This window comes from Paenibacillus sp. R-74696, from assembly GCF_055814915.1.
In genome coordinates this window covers 1-15664 of the sequence record NZ_JBPULM010000024.1, presented here as the reverse complement: position 1 = coordinate 15664, position 15664 = coordinate 1, and the positions used below count along the sequence as shown (strand labels likewise).

Genomic DNA, 15664 nt, shown 5'->3' with positions numbered 1-15664 from the left:
TGTGTTTTATGGAGCTAGGAGCGACCAAGCAGCGTTCCCGAGAACTTTGAAGCCTGCTCTACCTTCGCATCGGTATAATAGTAGGTTAATATTTCTTTCGCCGAATAGCCTAGCTTTGCCATGCCGTTCGCTCCCCATTGGCTCATGCCCACGCCATGTCCATACCCATAAGTTGTAATAGTAATGGCTTTATCGTTCATTCTCCATGTAAAGGCGGCTGAGGCTAGTCCCAATCGTTCGCGCACCTCGCGGCCAGTGAATACCGTTCCGGCGATTTCGATTTTGCTGATGCTTTTTCCTGCCGTTGCAGCTAATACCCGAATGGAGGGCTGAACCCTGCTCTCCTCCTGAAGGCCAAGCTTCTCATAAAATTGCGCCAGCGTCAGCTCCACGCTTTGTTTGTATCGCGGTGACAGCTCGATGTCCCATGGACTCGCGACGCTGCGCAAATAAGGAATCCCACTAGACCAATAGTCCTCAGAATTTTCCGTATACCCACTGCTTGTGGAGAAAAAAGCAGCCTGAATCGGCTCGCCATTATACGTGACGATTAGTCCCTCCGTCTGCTTCACCGCATCATTCAGCTTTTTCATATTAGCTGTCTGCTTGGCTCCTTGCCAATGCTGCTTCAGCTGCGCGAGCGGCAAATAGGCCTGATGGGCAATCGTGTCCGTTACGTCAGCCTCTACATTCTCCACGCCGCTGTCATCACCAGAAGCGAGGCGGCGTACGATATAGGTGCGTGCAGCTATCGCCTGCGCCTTGAGCGCCTCCAGTTCAAAATCGGCCGGCATTTCCGCTGCGATAACGCCGCGCACATACTCCTCCAGCGGCAAGCTTTCCGTGCGCTGTTCCTTCATCATATAGGTGCGTACGATGAGCCCGTTCAGCGCTCCTGTCGTTTTAGGCAATAGCCCGCCCATTTTCTGGGCGATAACGGCGCTGCCTGCTTCGACTTTATTCGCCCCGCTGCCGCTGCCCGTGCCAGGTGGCTCAAAAGCCATCCCCGCTGCCCCTTCCGGCTGCGCATTCGCTAGAGTCGCGGGCATGCGATCAGGTATGCCTACAAGGGAAACTTTCATTAAAGCTACGGTAATGCCAAGCAATAGACCTATTGAAAAAACATGCACCCAGCGGCTGCTCTTCAAGCGTTGCAGCGCTTCTGACACTCTGCGTTCGATTCTCCTTCGTCTCATCCCTGCTCCTTCCGCTACCTTTTTATAGCAATGTCATCCTGCTTATCTGGATAGTCCATTCTATGAGCGGATTTAATAGGGTAGAACAGAAAGGAGAGCTAATCGTGGCGCAGCGCGTCGACTGGCTTCAGCCTCGAAGCTTTGTTAGCCGGGAAAATGCCGAACACGATTCCGACAAAAGCAGAGAAGGCAAACGACAAAATGACCGTATTAAACGGAACGGAAGTGTCCGTCCCATTCACCACCCCAATGACATAGGAGCCCAAATAACCGAACCCGATGCCGAGTGCTCCGCCCATGCCGCTAATGACAACAGCCTCTACAAGAAACTGGAACAAAATATCTCTGCGCTTTGCGCCCAGCGACTTGCGAATGCCAATTTCCCGCGTCCGCTCTGTAACGGACACCAGCATAATATTCATAACCCCGATGCCTCCTACGAGCAGCGTAATAGCCGCCACATAAAGCAGCATCGTGTTCATCGTCTCATTTACCGAATTAAGCGTCTCTACCGCATCCTGCTGGTTGAACACCCGGTAGCTGCTGTCATCACCCCTGAATTTTTCCAGCAGCTTTGCTTCGAGCGCCGCGACTGTTATATCCATCAGGTCAAGATCAGTCACCTTGAGAGCAACTGTACGCACACCGACACTATCAAAAAGCTTTTGCCCCGTCGTAATCGGAATAACAATTTTTTCATCGTTGGAGCCGGTGAGCGTGCTGCCCTTTGCCTCCAAAAGTCCGACGATTGTAAAACGGCTGCCGTTTACTTGAATCGTTTTGCCAACCGGGTCCTCTTCTTCAAACAGCTCCGTTGCCGTATCGACTCCGATTAATGCGACCTTCTGGGTATTTTTCACATCCATCGAAGCGATATATCTGCCGGACTGCACGCTAAAATCACTTACCTGCTCGTAGTCCGGCGTAATGCCCTCTACCGTGACACTCGTACTATTTTTCCCATACTTCACTGTCGCACTGCCGCTGACCGTTGGAGATACGCCCTCCACATTCGGAATATCAGCCAGAGCCATCGCATCGTCGAGCGAAAGGGAGGTTGCTGTTCCACGGCCCGTTATCGTAACCGACAAGGAATTGGTGCCCAGACTGGCTACCTGCTCCTCCACCTGCTTCGTCGAGCCTTGCCCCATCCCAACCAGCGCAATAACCGTCGCTACGCCGATCAGTATACCCAGCATCGAGAGGGCCGTTCTAAGCTTGCTTGACAAGACGCTCTTGATCGCCATCCTGAACCCCTGCGTCAGCTTCATCTCGGTCCCTCCTTTCCTCGGTCAGCACGCCGTCCCGCATAATAACCGTACGACTTGCCCGATGAGCGACCTCCATATCATGCGTAATCAGCACAATCGTGTGACCCTGCCGATTCAAGTCCTCCATAAGCTGCAGCACTTCCTGCCCCGTCTTCATATCGAGCGCTCCAGTCGGCTCGTCCGCCAGCAAAATCGGCGGGTTTGTCGCCAGCGCCCGGGCGATGGCAACCCGCTGCTGCTGCCCGCCCGACAGCTCGCTCGGACGGTGATGCACCCGCTCCCCAAGCCCAACCTGCTCCAGCGCCTTCATCGCCATAGCTCTGCGCTGCTTGGCGGGCAATCCACGATAAATGAGCGGCAGCTCGCAATTTTCAAGCGCGGTAAGCCGTGGCAGCAGGTGAAAGCCTTGAAAAATAAACCCGATCTTCTTGTTGCGAATATCCGCCAGCTTGTTCTCGCTCATGCCTCTTACTTCAATGCCGTCCAGCTTATAGCTGCCATCGGTCGGCGTATCCAGACAGCCGATGACATTCATCATCGTTGATTTTCCCGAGCCGGAAGGCCCGACAATGGCGACAAAATCGCCTTTCTCCACCTGAAAGGATACACCTTTAAGAATCGTCACCGTTTCCCTGCCCATCACATAATTTTTAACGAGATGGTTAATGTCGATTAAAATGCTGCTGCTTTCGCTGGTCATGGGCGCCCACCGCCTGCTCCGCCGCCAGTAAATCCGCCGCCACCTCCGCCGAATCCACCACCTGTTCCGCCGCCGAAGCCACCTGGCATCATGCCGCCTCCCATAGTCGCTTGATTTTGCTGTGTCGTCGTTGTCGTCATGCCAACTGTACCCTGCGGTGTTGGGATAAGCACCGAGTCGCCTTCATTCAGCCCTGAAATAATTTCCACATACGTCTCATCGCTGATTCCCGCTTCCACTTCCACTAGCTGCCCTTCCATCTGAACGCCGCCGCGCTGCATGCCTGTCGCACCTTGCGCTGTACCGTTCGTACCTGCCGTTCCCTGCGCTGTTGCTCCAGTACCTTGCGTACTAGCGCCTTGTGTTCCACGCGATCCCTGTGTGCCAGCTGCACCTTGCGCAGCTCCGCTCGCGGCTTGACCACCGGTCCCACCTTGTGCCCCACGTGTTCCTTGTGTACCTGTGCTGCCTTGTGCATCGTTTGTACCTTGAGTGCCCGCTGCGCCTTGCGTCCCGCCCGCACCTTGAGCGCCTGCCGCGCCTTGCGTGCTCGTTGGCACGCGAACGAAGGATTTGCCTCCACGTGTAATAACCGCGTCTACCGGTACAACGTCGACATCATTTCTGGACTCCAGAATAATATCCGCTTCCCCCGACATGCCCGTCATCACGCCAGCAATCGTATCAAGCGAGATCGTCACCTCGTAGGCGGATACGCCATTCGATGCCGTACCCTCACGAGCCAGGCTGGCTACTTTTCCTTCGATCGTCTTGTCCGTCAGCGCGCTCAAATATACTTGCACCACTTGGCCTGTTTTGACCGACGGAATGTCCAGCTCATCGACCTGCACGACAAAATCAAGCAAATCATAATTGACGATAGACGCAATAACTGTATTCGCTACAACCTCGTCTCCAACGGAAACCTCGCTTTCCGTCACCTCGCCATCAATCGTCGCCACAACCTCCGTCACCTTTAGTTGATCTTCCCTCATGGTGCTCAGGCTGTCTTGGTTTTGCTTGATTTCCAGCGCCAGCATTTCCATATCCGTTTTGATGCCTTGCTGGGTCGTCAGTTCATCCTCCGTGCCTGCAGCTTCCTTATATTTGGTCTGATATTGCTCCATCTGCACCTGCTGCTTCTTAATGGAAAGCTCCGTCTGCTCAATCTGGCTATCGTAGTCCTTCTCGGATTCAAACGTTGCCAGCACTTGGCCTGCCTTCACTTTATCGCCGACTTTGAAGTTCAGCTTTGCAATCGTACCGGATACGCCGGACGTTACGGTTTCGCGAGAGTTGGCTTCTACACTGCCTGTCGCGCTTATTTTCAGCTCAATATTGCCCCGCGTCGCTTTCACCGTTTGCGAGGTTGCCGCCTGCACCGTCGCCGGCTGCCCCATTTTCAAATAATAATAGGCACCGCCTCCCCCGGCCGCGCCTACTACAAGGATAATACCAAGCCATAGCTTCCACTTTTTCATCGACTGTATTCCACCCTCCGACTGACATATTCGTGACGAATATAGCATGAAAAAATGAACGGAGAATGAACAAGTCCTGCAGGACAGTCGCCCTAGCTAGTACCGTACTGTAAGAAGCTTCATCATTTCGGCGGCTGAAAATAAAAAAGAGAACAGGACAAATCCCCTGTCCTGTTCTTAAGCCTGGCCTTGCGCCAGTCACGCTCATTAAAGCTGGCGCTCGATATTCCATTTTTTTAATGAAACGAGTGTACAAGTTCCGCCCAAGGCAAAGGCTGCAATGCCTGTTGAGGCTTCGCCTGGGTAAATACGCCCGGTCATCACTTTTTCCCCGCCTTGGAGAAATACCTCAACCGACGATTGATCGACGAAAATCCGCAGCGAAAGCTCGCCGCCTTCTGCCAGTGCAATGTCCGTCCTTCTTTCGCCGCCCTGCCCGATTCCGGAGCGATCCCGATTGAAGCGGAACAGCCCTTCCTCCGCATCATAAGCCAGCACCGTTTCTTCTCCCGCCCCATTCGTCCGCAGCTTCAAACCGAACTCGCGAGCGCTGCCGGTACGAAGCACTACTTCAAGCTCATAGCAATCTCCCTGGGCAGTAAGCAGCTGCTCGCCTGCAAGCTCCAGCCCGCTCAGCTCAAAGCTATCGCGGCGGTACGCCTTCAGCTCTTCCAGCGGCTGAAACAGCAGCTTCCTGTCGCTGCTGCGCAGCACAGCTTCGCGCGGCAGCGTCATCGCCCCGGCCCAATAATGTCCGAGCTGGGTCGGAATTTCTTGCTCCCACGTTTCCATCCAGCCGATGACAATGCGCCGGCCTTGCGGATCTAATGCCGTTTGCGGCGCATAAAAATCAAAGCCGAAATCAACAGGCTCATAGCCGTCATACGAGAACGAGCCTGTCTCCATATTTAATTTTCCTACCATATAAGTGGTCGAATGCAGATTACGATAATGGTCACCTTGAGCTGGCATTCGCTGCGGCGACATTATCAGCACATCATAGCCATCAAGCTCAAACAAATCGGGGCATTCCCAATTGTCGCCCATCTGTCCGTCGCTGCGCGCCATCTCGCCAACAAAGGCCCAATTCACGAGGTTTTGAGAACGGTAAAGCAAAATCAGGCCGTGCCCAGCGCCGTCATTCGAGCCAATGACTGTATAATAGAAGCCATCCCGAACAAACACCTTCGGATCGCGAAAATCTTTGCGGCTCGTTCCAGCCGGAATCTGCTCCAGCCCTAGCACCGGATTGCTTGCCAGCTTGGCAAATGTCACACCATCGCCTGATACCGCAATATTTTGCGTCTGATAATAGTCCGTATCCCCATTTGGCCCTGTCACCACATGCCCCGTATACATGAGATGAAGCTTGCCCTCGTGAACGATCGCGCTTCCGGAGAAGCAGCCGCCGCTGTCGTAAGGCTGGTCTGGCGCGAGCGCAGCAGGCGCATACTCCCAAGTAACCAAATCACGGCTAATCGCATGTCCCCAATGCATCGGCCCCCATGCCGGCTGATACGGATAATATTGATAAAACAAATGATAATGCCCATTATGAAAAATAAAACCGTTCGGGTCGTTCATCCAGCCGAATTCCGCCATCAAATGATAGCCAAGACGGTACTGCGGGCGCAGCAGATGCTTTCTTTCCGCCACAAACTGCTCCGCATTTTCAAGCGTGTATAACATGTTCAATCATCCTATTCTTACGCGTTTATTTAATGGAGCCTTGCATGACGCCTTGAATAATAAATTTTTGTGCGAACAAATAGACGATGAGTATCGGCAAAATAGTCAGCAGCAGGCCAGCCATCAGCGGCCCGTAATCGACGGTATAGGTTCCATAGAAGTAAAAGGTCGAGAGCGGCAGCGTACGCTGCTCTGACGAAGTCAGCACAAGCGATGGAAGCAGAAAATCATTCCAAATCCACAGCACATTCAAAATCGCAATCGTCACCGACGTTGGCGCAAGTACCGGGAACACAATGCGGAAAAACGTCTGTGTCCGCGTACAGCCATCAATCATTGCGGCCTCCTCAAGCTCTGCCGGAATGCTTTTCACAAAGCCATGATAAATGAATACCGCAAGCGGACTTCCGAAGCCGAGATACATATAAATCAGCGACCATTTGTTATCCAGCAAATGCAGATTTCCATACACCTTTACGAGCGGAATCATAATCGCCTGGAATGGGATAATCATCGCCGCTACCATCAGAAAAAACGTATATTGATTAAATTTGCTTTGATTTCTCACAAAGAAATGGGCTGTCATGGCCGCAAGCACCGAGATGAGCAGAACGCTCAGCACCGTAATAATAACCGTATTGGAAAATGCGGATACATAATTCATTTTCGTAAACGCTGACTCATAGTTAGCCAGATTGAAGCTGCCTGGCAGAGAAAGCGGCGAAGCGGTGATCGCTTTATTTTCCTTGAAGGAATTGATGATTAGCAAAATAAATGGAAAGACGAAGGCCACCAGGCCAACCAGCAAAACAATAAACTTGCTCCATTCCATAGAGGCTTTCAAACGTTTCATTAGGCCTCCACCTCCAGCTTCTTGCTGAAATATACTTGCAATAACGTAATGCCCGCTACGAGCAGGAACAGTACAAGCGCTTCCGCCTGCCCTACCCCATAATCTCTTGAGAGGAAGGCTTTCTCATACACATGCATAGAGACCATCTCTGTGCTTTTGAACGGTCCGCCCTTCGTCAGCGTCAGGTTCAAATCGTAAACCATAAACGTGCGCTGCAGCGATAAAAATACACAGACGATAAACGATGGCACCATAAGCGGCAAAATCATCGTCCGCAGCTTGCGGAATGCCGTTGCCCCGTCAATGCTGGCCGCCTCCATAATATCCTTCGGCACATTCATCAAGCCCGCTACGTATATGACCATCATATATCCGGCATATTGCCATACTGTGACAATAATAAGCGCAAAAAACGCTTTATCCGGATCAGCAAGCCACGAGGTACCGAATACGGCAATGCCCGTTTTTTGTCCAATGGATACGAGAACGTTAGAGAAAATGAACTGCCATACGAATCCAAGCACAATGCCGCCGACCAAATTTGGAATGAAAAATCCGGCCCGGAAAAAGCTTTGGCCCTTCAAGCCGCTTGATAAAAAATACGCCAGTAAAAAGGCTACCACATTGACGAGCGCCACACTAATAACCACATATTTGAGCGTTAAATAAAATGACTTCCAGAATACTGCGTCTTTCAACACATACGCATAGTTTTCAAAGCCAACCATTGTACTCGTTGTGGAAATGCCATCCCAATTCGTAAAGGTTAAATAAATGCCGTACAAAAACGGCACAATCATTACGGTGGCAAAAGCAAACAAGGTAGGCCCGGTGAACAACAGCCTTAGCCGAAGACGGCTCCAAAGTCCTTTTTCCGATATCATCGTTATCCCTCGCTAACGTTTCATGGAAGCGAAGCAATGGACAAGCCGCGTTCACCCGCCCATTGCCTCCTCTTCTAAGCTGTTGTTTGTCGTCTAGTTGACGCTACTTTACAGTCGTCCAGTATTCCTGAATTTCCTTGGCAAGCGTGGCGCGGTCAGCTGCTCCGGCCAAATACTTCTGCATCGAAGCTCCTACCTTGCTCCAGTGATCCGCAGGAAGCGCACTCATCGATTCTTCGATTTTGCTGCCAGTGATATACGCCCCAATCGACTTAGCAAGCGGATCTTGCGGCTCCAGTGTAATGTTTTTGAACGCAGGCACGATGTTCGCTTTATTGATCAGGAAGTCTTGGCCCTTCTCTTTGTAAACCATCCACTCCAGGAACGTTTTCGCTGCTGCCTGCTGCTCCGGCGTGCTTTTCTCCTTGTCTAGAACGAGTCGTTTCGAGACAGCGGCGGAAATTTGCGTGTTGCCAAAATCATCTGGGTTGTTGCTGATCGGCACTGGCAGGAAGCCGTATGCGCCGCTTGCCGTATCAAAGCTGCTGATTTGCGGCCAAGCCCAGTTGCCCTGGAACCAAATACCAACCTCGCCTTTGCCCAGCACCTCAGGGCCCTTCTCATATGTGCCTGCGAGCGGGGAAGCTTTATCAATGTTGTGCTCCTTCATAATGTCGAACGTATCCATGAGGCCGTTAAACACTTTGTTGGTCGAAAGATCTACGCTTCCGCCTTTCAGATCGGTAATAAACTGGTTTACCACCGCTTTGTCCGCTGATTGTCCAGCGTAAGCGAGCGGAAGGTAGTGGGCAGCAAGCGACCAATCCATTGGCGAGACGATCAGCGCACCCGTACCGGAGGCTTCGATCTTTTTAAACAAATCTCCCAGTGCCTGTGTCGTCGTAATGGTAGCCGGATCGAAGCTACCGCTAACTGCTTTGTCTAAGACTGCTTTGTTGTAAATAAAACCATAGCCTTCAATCGAAAGCGGGAACGCGTAATTTTTGCCATCAAAGGTCGTCAGATCCGTGCTGCCGTCAACCTTGTCGGACATCCATTTTTCCCCGCTTAGATCGAGAATGCGATCCTTGAACTTCTCTACATCTCCTGTGTCCAGCATCGTAATCGTCGATGGGCTGTTCGCCGCATACAACGCGGATGCTTTCTCGAATGGCGACTGTCCTGCCGGAACAGGAACGATCTCCAGCGTAATAGTTGGATAATCCTCTTTAAAGGCCTTAGCTGCATCTTCAAGCTGCGTCTGAATTTCCCCTTTGGAATTCAGCAATGTTATTTTCACTTCTCCTGAGGCGCTTCCGCTGTTTGCGCCGCCCTCAGCTGTGGATGAGTCTGCAGGCGTTGAGCCAGCATTGCCTCCGCACGCCGTTACGACTATAACCATTACCAAAGATACGAGTAGAGCTTGCAAGCTTTTCCAAGATTTCATTTGTTCGTCCCCCGATTCTAAATGATAAATATTCTATGCTGGAACCATTTTATAAACCGCTTTCATAACGTATTATAGTCCGTGCTAAAAAATATGTCAATCGTTTGACATGTCAAACGATTGACATTACAAATAAAAAATAAAAATCCCTTGTTGTATAAGGGATTTCAACCGTTCTTAAGTCGTCACTCTCTCCACCAGTTCAACATCCAAAACATACCGGTGCTCCAGCGGCTCATTGTTCATTTGCCGGATGATTGAATCAACCGCAACCCGCCCGATTTCGGCAATCGGCTGGCGAATTGTCGTGAGCGCCGGCGTTATCCAATTGGCCGCACTCACATCATCATAGCCAATTATTTTGATCTGCTCCGGAATAGACTTGTCCGCCTTGCGGCATTCCTTCACTGCGAAGGAAGCGATAATATCGCTTGTCGCAAACAGGCCATCGATTTCAGGATGCTCTGCAAACAGACGGCTCATAATCTGCTCATACTGCTGCTCGTCAAATACGTTCATATCCGTCTGAATGATAATCGGTTCGATCCCATTTGCAGCCATTACGTCACGGAAAGCAGCCGTTCGCTGGTTCGCCAGCAGCTGAAGCTCTAAATTCCCGCAAATATGCGCAATTTTTCTGCATCCTTTGTCTACTAGCAGCTGTGCTGCGAGCCTACCGCCCTTGTAATTGTCCGATGAAATAAACGGAATTTCCTCGCTGATCTGCCGATCTATCGTTACAATCGGGGAATGCAGCTCCTTATACTCCTTAACCTCAAGCGTGTGGCTGCCCATAATAATGCCGTCTACTCGGTTTCGCTTAAGCATATCGATGTATTCCTTTTCCTTCACAGGATCAAGATGCGAGTTGCACAGCATAATTTTATAGCCTTTCTCGTAGGCATAACGTTCGACATGGCTGGCCAGCTCAGCGAAAAAGGGATGAGCCACGTTCGGAATAATAAGCCCGATGACATTGGATTGCTTGCGCAGCAAAGAACGTGCCAGCTCGTTCGGCTGATAATTCAGCTCCTTCATCGTCTGGAACACCTTATTGCGGGTCGTCTCGCTAATGTACCCCCTGTTGTTTAATACGCGGGAGACCGTCGTTACCGATACTTTAGCCATCTTCGCGACATCATGAATAGTTGCCATAAAATCTCCTTCTCATTCCCAGAAAGTTATACGCTTTCAAACTGATCTTTCATCATACCACACGAAGCCTATGGTCAAGAGGACAGCTTCAGCATGCTTAAATTCTAAAAAAAAGAGCTGTTCACATCGCCCCATCCGGCGCGTCTGCAAACAGCTCTGCTCTTATGCTTATTAAATGGTTAAGCCCAAGTAGGCTGCACCTTCAAAACCGTTGCTTCCTTCTCACGCTTGAAGCTAGAAGAGGAATCCAGCTCAACTGCTGCTATAACAGCGGCCGTTTCCTTCGCTTGTTCTACAGCAGCGACTGCTTTAGCTTGAAGTACATTTTCCACTTCAGCCGCCTGCAGCTCTTCCTCCTCCGCTTCAACGCGGTGAATAAGCGCTCCAAGCGAAGCCAGCTTACCTGTAATATCTACATAACCGCGATCTACATGGTGGATACCCGTTACTTCCGTCTCACCATCAGCACGCAATGCTGCACAGATCAAGGCTGCGCCTGCACGCAGGTCCGTCGCACATACTTTCGCGCCAGTTAGCGGCATATTTCCACTAACGATAGCGGAACGGCCTTCGATCTTAATATGCGCATTCATCTTCTGGAATTCTTCCACATGCATGAAGCGATTCTCAAATACCGTTTCGGTTACAACCGACGTACCCTCGGATACGAGCAAGAGCGCCATCATTTGCGATTGCATATCCGTCGGGAAGCCTGGGTGCGGCAACGTCTTCACGTCTACCGACTTCAGCGGATGATCCGCTTTAACCCGAATGCCGTTATCCGACTCCAGCACCTCGACGCCCATCTCTTGCAGCTTGGAAATGACCGGTGTCAAATGATCGCCAATCGCGCCTTCTACAAATACGTCGCCGCCTGTAATCGCTGCAGCAATCATATAAGTACCCGCTTCTACACGATCAGGAATAACATGATGCGTCACACCGTGCAAGCTTTCAACGCCTTCAATGCGAATGAGTCCTGTGCCCGCGCCGCGAACCTTCGCGCCCATCGCGTTCAAATAATTGGCGAGGTCGACGATTTCCGGCTCCTTCGCGGCATTTTCAAGCAGCGTTGTGCCTTCTGCGAGTGCAGCAGCCATCATAATGTTCTCGGTAGCGCCTACGCTTGCTACGTCGAGATATATTTTTGCGCCCTTGAGACGCGTGCTTGTGCTTGCTTCAATGAAGCCGTGTCCGAGCGTAATTTCCGCTCCCATCGCTTCGAAGCCTTTCAAATGCTGATCAATCGGACGTGTTCCAATCGCGCAGCCGCCTGGAAGCGAAATACGCACCTTGCCGATTCGTGCAAGCAGCGGTCCCATAACAAGGAAGGAAGCACGCATTTTGCGAATCAGCTCATAGGGCGCCTCATAAGAAGCAATTGTTCCCGCCGATATTCTCATTGTTGTATCTTGATACGATATCGTTGCGCCTAATGATGCCAATACCTTCTGTATAGTCATGACATCGTCGAGGAGGGGAACGTCACAGATGACGCTGTCTCCTTCCGTCGCAAGTAAAGAGGCTGCTAGAATGGGGAGTACTGCATTTTTTGCACCGCTGACACGTACCGTTCCCGATAAACGCTTGCCTCCGCGGACGATAATTTTGGTCATCTTATGGTTCCCTCCGCGAACTGAATTTCTGTCTCTCGCTTTAAAATTATTGTTTAAAAGTGAAAAATTCCCGTCTTAATCCAAACTCCATATTAACACTTATCTACACTAATCGACAAGCTTTAAATTTACATGTAACCGCAGCATTTAAAGCAGCCCGATCCTGACCCTAACATCCTATGCTGAACGATGCTTTTAGGTGTTGCCCTGCCTGATACTGGAACAAAATTCCCGCACTTGTATAGCGTTCGGAAGCGGGCGGGATTTTCAGTCCGTCATGTACTACCCATTGTTAACATATTCCGCTCTCGTTATTCGACAAAACTCTTCAACATTGTCGTCCAAGACCAGTAATCCAAAATGAAGCTGGCAAATGCATGCCCGAGTATGATAGCAATAACCGCCTGCAACATGCGAGCCTTCGGGCTGCGGGGAAAAGCAAAAAATGCTTCCCATTTCAGCTCCTGCATAATAAACCATATAAGTATAATGCTAACGAGCGTTACAACAATGGAGAACAGTCCCGTTACTCCTGTGGCCGTCTGCATGCTGTTCAACATATCCTGAGTCAAACCCATCTGTGCTCCAGATGCCTCCTTTTATTCACCTTAAGTTCCGGTGTGCCGCCTGTTTATTCCTTTACTCAGCTACTGCACGAGCAGCCGCTCTTTAGCAAATGGCTCACCTCTGCTTTCCAGGGCAGGGTCCTCCATTCCAAACATGCGGCGTGCTTCATCGCCTCCCGCTTCGCTTACCGGGAGCTGCTGCTCTGTCATCGCAGCAGCTCCCGAAACTGCATTTTTGACCGTAACCTTGAAGCGGTAATATTGCTTGTCGAAGGGCTCATTGGCTGTCAGTTTAAAATAATAAACGCCCGCAGGAAGCCGCTTGTTTTTCACTTCCAGCTTGCCTGTGCTGCCTGTTTTCTGTGCGAACAGCTGCTGCTGCTTTTTATCGTATGCTATGACTTGCATTACCTTTCCTGACGGAACATTAAACACTTGCAAATCAATTTGGCTCGCTTTGGTGAGGCGCAGCTGGAACCAATCGACATCGGTGCTGCTGTCAATGACACCTACATACTCTGTACCGCTGCGTATGCTCAAGCCTTCGTAATACTGATTGTTTGGCTCGTTAGGATCATCGTATTTCGGCACATAATTAATTTTAAGCGTGTATTGTCCAATAACGGGGCTGGCCTCAGACGAAATAGCATTATGCACACGAATATAATATTTCCCGGGTGTTACTGTCAAGATAGGCGAGATTTCAGCTTGGCCTTCCGACTCCTCGTCATAGGTCCGAAGCGATTGTCCGGCGCGCTGAATCGCAAGGCCTGGATCAATTCGCGCTGTATTCCCTTCCAAGGTAAGGCGCAGTGTGCCGCTTTGCTTGAAGGTAATCGCGTACCAGTCGCGATCCGACTTCTGATGGAAGTTGCCCACTACCGTCTGGCTGCGCGGCGACAAAGCGAATGCTTCATACGTCTGGTCATTCGATTCATAAGCATCAGGCTTCATGATAAAAGAGGAGTCCAGCAAATAAGGCTGGCGGGCGCCGTTATCGCTGTTCATGAACTGGACGCCTATTTTTTGCGTCCCTTTCTTTACCGTGAACTCGGCATTGCCACTGGCAAGCTTCGTCGTATACGTATTTTTTTGGACACCGTTCACATAATGCAGCAGCCGAACTGGTGGAATCGCGGCTCCAGATTCTGTAAGCGATTGGTATTTCATCGTGAGCTTGCCGTCATACGGAGCCTCCACCGTATACCAGTCGATATCCTTGCCCGTATTCAGAACGGCAGATATTTGCTTGTTCAAGGGTAGAAGTGCAGCCGTGCCCCTCGTGTCATTCGGCTCAAAGCCGTCCGCATTAACTGGTGTGCTTAATGCTTTATCAATTTGCAGCAGCCCATAGCCTGTGCGATTGTCGAAGCCAGACTGGCCAATGTTGCGCGTCGTTTGGCGCAGCAGCTCCCTGACTTGATACGTTTTGAGTTTCGGATAACGGGCCCAGATGAGTGCCGCTGCCGCTGCCACCTGAGGAGCAGCCATCGACGTGCCCTCCTCCTTCTTATAGCTCCCGCCTACCGCCGTCGTATAAACGTTCCAGGCTGCTGACAAATCCAGCTCCGTACCGGGATTCGAACGCAAATCTGGCGAATTGTCAGCCTTCACGCCGCCAACGGCAAGCACCGTCGAATAAGCGGCAGGGTATTTTACAACAGCCATGCTTTCGAGCGATTGACCGTCATTGCCCGCGGCCGCTACTAGCAGCACCCCTTTGCTTTCGGCATAGTTTACAATATCCTGCATATAAGGAGAATAACGATATAATCCGACGGAGAGCACGACGATTTTGGCTTGCTTGCGCACGGCGTACAAAATCGCTTCGCCCAAATCCTGCTCCGTGCCATCGCCATTATGATCAAGCGCCTTGATTGGCATCAGCTTCGCTTTCCACAAAATGCCGGACACGCCAATGCCATTGTTGCCAGATGCGGCGATCACTCCGGCCACGCTTGTCCCGTGGCCGTTATTGTCCTCAGGCGGCATGTCCGTATCGATCAAGTTGATGCCGGGAACGAGATTTTTCTTGAGATCGGGATGGTCGAGATCGATGCCCGTATCGACAATCGCGATTGTCAGCGCGGTTTGCTCGCGCACGGTTTTCCAAGCGGCTAGCGCGCCGATCTGCTTGAGATAGCTTTGCTTCGCAAGCTCGGGGTCGCTGGCCGCCGCTTTTGGCGCAGCGGCGGCTGCGAGGGCCGAAGCCTCGCCGGCGGCAGCTTCGGCTGGAGGGCTGTCGTCCGCCTGCTGTGCGGCGGACAGCTCTAAGGCGTGCACCCGGCCATTCGGGTGCACGTATTCGACGCCCGGCGTGCTTCGCAGCCGGCGCAGCCATGCTTCGACGTCCGCCGATGCTTCGGCCGGACGTACGACGTCGACCGCCGCCTCAGCCTGGCGGCGGATCACGAGCGTCCCGCGCAGCTCAGCTGCTTGCGCGGGGTCGCTCCATTTGAGGAGCCAGCTTTGCGGCGGCTCCTCTTTTGCACCTGGGGCGGCGTCAATGCGCTCCGCCGCCCAGGGCTCTGCGGCGGATACAACGCCGCAGAGCAACATAACCGCCAGCAGCGCAGCAAGCTGGCGGCGCAAACTGCGGAACCTACCATGATTAAGCTTCATGTTATTATTCTGCCTTTGCATTCGTATTTTTCTCGTGCTTTGCAATCGTCATTTTCTCGTGCTTTGCAACCATGCTTTTCATTTGCACTCTTCATCCGCTCTTTGCATTTTGCATTTTGCATTTGCACTTCACATTCGCACTTACACTTCGCATTCGCATTCCGCACTTGCACTCCGCACTTGC

At 51.5% G+C, this 15664-nt stretch carries 13 protein-coding genes; all 13 read right to left on the bottom strand.

Translation table 11 applies throughout. The features are described from left to right. Positions 1–14: 14 nt before the first annotated feature. The gene (gene spoIID / locus ACSR9A_RS07060; RefSeq protein WP_473756378.1) at positions 15–1196 is read right to left on the bottom strand and encodes a stage II sporulation protein D; all 1182 of its coding nucleotides are present in this window, start codon (positions 1194–1196) and stop codon (positions 15–17) included. 98 nt (positions 1197–1294) lie between these two features. Next, a complete protein-coding gene (locus ACSR9A_RS07055; RefSeq protein WP_473756376.1) occupies positions 1295–2467 on the bottom strand; it encodes an ABC transporter permease in 1173 nt (390 codons plus the stop codon). Continuing rightward, positions 2409–3167, bottom strand: coding sequence for an ABC transporter ATP-binding protein (locus ACSR9A_RS07050; protein WP_473756374.1), 759 nt, complete (start codon positions 3165–3167; stop codon positions 2409–2411). Before ACSR9A_RS07050 ends, ACSR9A_RS07055 begins: the two co-directional genes overlap by 59 nt. Next, entirely contained in the window at positions 3164–4648 is a 1485-nt protein-coding gene (locus ACSR9A_RS07045; RefSeq protein ID WP_473756372.1) for an efflux RND transporter periplasmic adaptor subunit, read from the bottom strand. Before ACSR9A_RS07045 ends, ACSR9A_RS07050 begins: the two co-directional genes overlap by 4 nt. Before the next feature lie 207 nt (positions 4649–4855). Further along, a complete protein-coding gene (locus ACSR9A_RS07040; RefSeq protein ID WP_473756370.1) occupies positions 4856–6337 on the bottom strand; it encodes a glycoside hydrolase family 32 protein in 1482 nt (493 codons plus the stop codon). A 25-nt stretch (positions 6338–6362) separates the two neighbouring features. After that, positions 6363–7190: a carbohydrate ABC transporter permease gene (locus ACSR9A_RS07035; RefSeq protein ID WP_473756368.1), complete on the bottom strand. Its 828-nt coding sequence runs from the start codon at positions 7188–7190 to the stop codon at positions 6363–6365. After that, positions 7190–8074 (bottom strand): carbohydrate ABC transporter permease, encoded by an 885-nt coding sequence (locus ACSR9A_RS07030; RefSeq protein ID WP_473756366.1) that lies wholly within the window; start codon positions 8072–8074, stop codon positions 7190–7192. Before ACSR9A_RS07030 ends, ACSR9A_RS07035 begins: the two co-directional genes overlap by 1 nt. A 103-nt stretch (positions 8075–8177) precedes the next feature. Then, positions 8178–9521 carry an ABC transporter substrate-binding protein gene (locus tag ACSR9A_RS07025; protein WP_473756364.1) on the bottom strand — a complete coding sequence of 448 codons (1344 nt, stop codon included), beginning with the start codon at positions 9519–9521 and terminating at the stop codon, positions 8178–8180. A gap of 177 nt (positions 9522–9698) precedes the next feature. Beyond that, a complete protein-coding gene (locus tag ACSR9A_RS07020) occupies positions 9699–10676 on the bottom strand; it encodes a LacI family DNA-binding transcriptional regulator (RefSeq protein ID WP_341279910.1) in 978 nt (325 codons plus the stop codon). A gap of 179 nt (positions 10677–10855) precedes the next feature. Further along, positions 10856–12292: a UDP-N-acetylglucosamine 1-carboxyvinyltransferase gene (murA, locus tag ACSR9A_RS07015; RefSeq protein ID WP_473756362.1), complete on the bottom strand. Its 1437-nt coding sequence runs from the start codon at positions 12290–12292 to the stop codon at positions 10856–10858. Positions 12293–12603: 311 nt separating this feature from the next. Then, complete coding sequence (locus tag ACSR9A_RS07010) at positions 12604–12870, bottom strand: DUF1146 domain-containing protein (protein WP_473756360.1); 267 nt, start codon at positions 12868–12870, stop codon at positions 12604–12606. 69 nt (positions 12871–12939) lie between these two features. Further along, entirely contained in the window at positions 12940–15480 is a 2541-nt protein-coding gene (locus tag ACSR9A_RS07005; protein ID WP_473756358.1) for a S8 family serine peptidase, read from the bottom strand. Beyond that, positions 15477–15664 (bottom strand): hypothetical protein (locus ACSR9A_RS07000; protein ID WP_473756355.1); only part of this gene is annotated, 188 nt, incomplete at its 5' end. The genes ACSR9A_RS07005 and ACSR9A_RS07000, both read right to left, overlap by 4 nt.

Excerpts from the sequence above, each read along its gene's own strand:
- ACSR9A_RS07055 (WP_473756376.1), bottom strand. The coding sequence starts at position 2,467 with ATGAAGCTGACGCAGGGGTTCAGGATGGCGATCAAGAGCGTCTTGTCA.
- spoIID (WP_473756378.1), bottom strand. The coding sequence starts at position 1,196 with ATGAGACGAAGGAGAATCGAACGCAGAGTGTCAGAAGCGCTGCAACGC.
- ACSR9A_RS07025 (WP_473756364.1), bottom strand. The coding sequence starts at position 9,521 with ATGAAATCTTGGAAAAGCTTGCAAGCTCTACTCGTATCTTTGGTAATG.
- murA (WP_473756362.1), bottom strand. The coding sequence starts at position 12,292 with ATGACCAAAATTATCGTCCGCGGAGGCAAGCGTTTATCGGGAACGGTA.
- ACSR9A_RS07030 (WP_473756366.1), bottom strand. The coding sequence starts at position 8,074 with ATGATATCGGAAAAAGGACTTTGGAGCCGTCTTCGGCTAAGGCTGTTG.
- ACSR9A_RS07040 (WP_473756370.1), bottom strand. The coding sequence starts at position 6,337 with ATGTTATACACGCTTGAAAATGCGGAGCAGTTTGTGGCGGAAAGAAAG.
- ACSR9A_RS07050 (WP_473756374.1), bottom strand. The coding sequence starts at position 3,167 with ATGACCAGCGAAAGCAGCAGCATTTTAATCGACATTAACCATCTCGTT.
- ACSR9A_RS07005 (WP_473756358.1), bottom strand. The coding sequence starts at position 15,480 with ATGAAGCTTAATCATGGTAGGTTCCGCAGTTTGCGCCGCCAGCTTGCT.
- ACSR9A_RS07010 (WP_473756360.1), bottom strand. The coding sequence starts at position 12,870 with ATGGGTTTGACTCAGGATATGTTGAACAGCATGCAGACGGCCACAGGA.
- ACSR9A_RS07020 (WP_341279910.1), bottom strand. The coding sequence starts at position 10,676 with ATGGCAACTATTCATGATGTCGCGAAGATGGCTAAAGTATCGGTAACG.
- ACSR9A_RS07035 (WP_473756368.1), bottom strand. The coding sequence starts at position 7,190 with ATGAAACGTTTGAAAGCCTCTATGGAATGGAGCAAGTTTATTGTTTTG.
- ACSR9A_RS07045 (WP_473756372.1), bottom strand. The coding sequence starts at position 4,648 with ATGAAAAAGTGGAAGCTATGGCTTGGTATTATCCTTGTAGTAGGCGCG.